2 protein-coding genes are annotated in these 3,042 nt (G+C 75.4%); both read left to right on the forward strand.

The features are described from left to right. A partial coding sequence (locus tag CCN72_RS36785; protein WP_143664341.1) for a condensation domain-containing protein occupies window positions 1–2,680 on the forward strand: 2,680 nt, incomplete at its 5' end. Between the two features lie 134 nt (window positions 2,681–2,814). Continuing rightward, a complete protein-coding gene (locus CCN72_RS36790; protein WP_014676677.1) occupies window positions 2,815–3,018 on the forward strand; it encodes an MbtH family protein in 204 nt (67 codons plus the stop codon). Window positions 3,019–3,042 lie beyond the last annotated feature (24 nt).

Here is a 3,042-nt window from a genome sequence, read left to right on the forward strand (position 1 = left end):
CGGCACCCCCAAGGGCGTCGTCGTCACCCACCGGGGCCTGGCCTCCTTCGCCGCCGCGGCCGCCGAACGCTACGACGCCGGACCCGGCGACCGGGTGCTCCAGTTCGCCTCGCCCAGCTTCGACGCCTCCGTGCTGGAGCTGTGCGTGTCCCTGCTCAGCGGGGCCGCCCTGGTGACCGGCGAGGAAGGACCGCTGGTCGGGGAGCGGCTGGCCGAGGTGCTCGCCGTACGGCGCGTCAGCCACACGCTGATCCCGCCGGCCGCGCTCGCCACCGTACCGCCGGAGACCGCCGCCGCCCTGCCCCATCTGCGCACCCTCATCGTCGGCGCGGAAGCCTGCCCCGCCGACCTCGTCGCCGTCTGGGCCCCCGGCCGCCGCATGATCAACTCGTACGGGCCCACCGAGGCCACCGTCGTCGCCACCTGGACCGGACCGCTCGCCCCCGACACCGGCGCCCCGCCCATCGGCCGCCCCGCAGGCAGCACCCGCGTCCAAGTGCTCGACGCCGCCCTGCGCCCCGTACCGCCGGGCGTGACCGGCGAGCTGTACATCGCCGGGCCCGGCCTCGCCCGCGGCTACCTGGGGCGGCCGGGACTCACCGCCCAGCGGTTCGTGGCCGACCCGTTCGGCGGACCGGGGGAGCGGATGTACCGCACCGGGGACCTGGTCCGCTGGAGTGCCGACGGGCGGCTCAGGTTCGACGGACGCGCCGACGACCAGGTCAAGCTGCGCGGGTTCCGCATCGAGCCCGGCGAGATCGAGAGCGCGCTGCGCACCAGCGCCCTGGTGCGGGACGCGGTGGTGGCCGTACGCCCGGGGGAGGCACCCGGCGCGCCGGACCGGCTCGTCGCCTACGTCGTACCGGCACCGCCGTCCACCCCCGAGCACTCCGACGACAGCCGGGTCCCTGGCGCCGCGCTGCCCGTCAGCGAGCTGCGGCTGCACCTCGCCGGGCTGCTGCCGCCGCACATGGTGCCGTCGGTGTTCGTCCCGCTCGACCGGCTGCCGCTCACCCCGAACGGCAAGACCGACCGGCACGCCCTGCCCGCCCCCGGACCCGCGCAGGCCGACGGACCGCGCACCGCGCCCCGCACCGACACCGAACGCCGGGTCGCCCGCATCTGGGCCGACGTCCTCGGCATCGAGGAGGTCGGCGCCGACGACAACTTCTTCGCGCTCGGCGGCGACTCCATCCTCAGCATGCAGGTCGTCTCCCGGCTGCGCCGCGACGGACTGCACGTCGCCACCCGCGACCTGTTCACACACCAGACCGTCGCCGAACTCGCCGCCGTGGTCCGCACCGCGCCCCGGCCGAGCGACGACGGCCCGGTCACCGGCGAGGTCCCGCTCACCCCGATCCAGGAGTGGTTCCTCACCAAGCCCCGCGCGGCCCACCACCACTTCAACCAGTCGGCGCTCCTCGAACTCGACGGCGCCCCCGACCCCGAGGCACTGCGCGCCGCGCTCGACGCCCTGCTCGACCACCACGACGCCCTGCGCATGCGCTTCACCCGCGACGAACACGGCTGGCGGCAGTTCAACCCGCCGCCCGCCCCCGGGCAGGACATCCTCGTCCGGCACGACCTGAGCGGACTGTCCGCCGAGGACGCCGACGCGGCCATGACGAAGGCCGCCGACGAACTGCACGCCGGCTTCGACCTGGCCCACGGCCCGCAGCTGCGCGCCGCCCTGTTCACCGGCGACCCGGACCGCCCCGTGTTCCTGCTGCTGGTCGCCCACCACCTCGTGGTGGACGCCGTCTCCTGGCGCGTCCTGCGCGACGACCTGGAGACCGCCTACCGGCAGGCCCGCGCGGGCGAACCCGTCACCCTGGGGGAGCGCGGCACCAGCTTCCGGGACTGGTCCACCCGGCTGTCCGCCTACGTCGCCGAGGGCGGCCTCGACCACGAACTGCCCCACTGGGAAGAGGCCGTACGCTCCGAACCCGCCCCCGCCGCCCCCGCACCCGCGGCCGACGCGGGCCCCGCCGCCACCGTGAGCGTGGCACTCGGCGAGGCGGACACCACCGCCCTGCTCCGCTCCGCGCCCACCGCCTACCGCACCCGCGTCAATGACGTGCTGCTCGCCGCCCTCGCCCTCGCGCTGGCCCGCTGGACCGGCCACGACCGCGTCCGCCTCGACCTGGAGGGGCACGGCCGCGAGGACCTGCTCGACGGTGTCGATCTGTCCCGCACCGTCGGCTGGTTCACCACCGTCTACCCGGTCGCCCTCCAGGTGTCCGACCCCGGCGACCTCGGCCCCGACCGCGACTGGCGGTCCCTGGTGAAGTCGGTACGACGCCAGCTGCGCGCGGTGCCCGGCAACGGGATCGGCTTCGGCGCGCTGCGCACCTTCGGGACGCCCGAGGTCCGCGAACGCCTCGGCGAACACGCCCACAGCCAGGTGGTGTTCAACTACCTCGGCCAGTGGGACGCCCGCCCCGAGACCGGTGACGGCGGCCTGGTCCGCGCCGAACACGGCTCGTTCGGGCAGGACCACGACCCCCGGGACCCCGGCTCGCACCCGGTGGAAGTGGTGGGCGCCGTCCAGCACGGCCGGCTCGCCTTCACCTGGCACCACCGGCCCGGCGTCCACGACACGGCGAGTGTGCGCCGGGTCGCGGAGGACTTCGCCGAGGCCCTGCGCCAACTCGCCCGGCACGCCAGGGGAGGCCGATGACGGCGTTCCTCCACGAGGCACCGCCCCGGCGCACCGCCCGGCGCGGTCCTCGCGCACCCCGCGCCCCCACCCGCACCGCCGACCGCACACCGCTTCCGGCCGACCCAACCGAACTGAAATCCAAGGAGAACGACATGGACGAGAACACCCGCTACCAGGTGCTGCGCAACGACGAGGAGCAGTACTCCCTGTGGCCCGTCGACATCGAGGTGCCCGCCGGCTGGCAGCCGGTCGGCAAGGAGGGCACCGAGGCCGAGTGCTCCGCCTATGTCGACGAGGTGTGGACCGACATGCGGCCCAAGAGCCTGCGCGAGCGCATGGAGAACGCGGGCGCCTGACCTGCCGTACCCGCACCGCCGCCG

The organism is Streptomyces murinus (assembly GCF_002154555.1).
GTDB classification, from domain to species: domain Bacteria; phylum Actinomycetota; class Actinomycetes; order Streptomycetales; family Streptomycetaceae; genus Streptomyces; species Streptomyces murinus.

What these genes read in the sequence shown, in the direction of transcription:
- CCN72_RS36790 (WP_014676677.1), top strand. Translation starts at nt 2,815, where the DNA reads ATGGACGAGAACACCCGCTACCAGGTGCTGCGCAACGACGAGGAGCAG.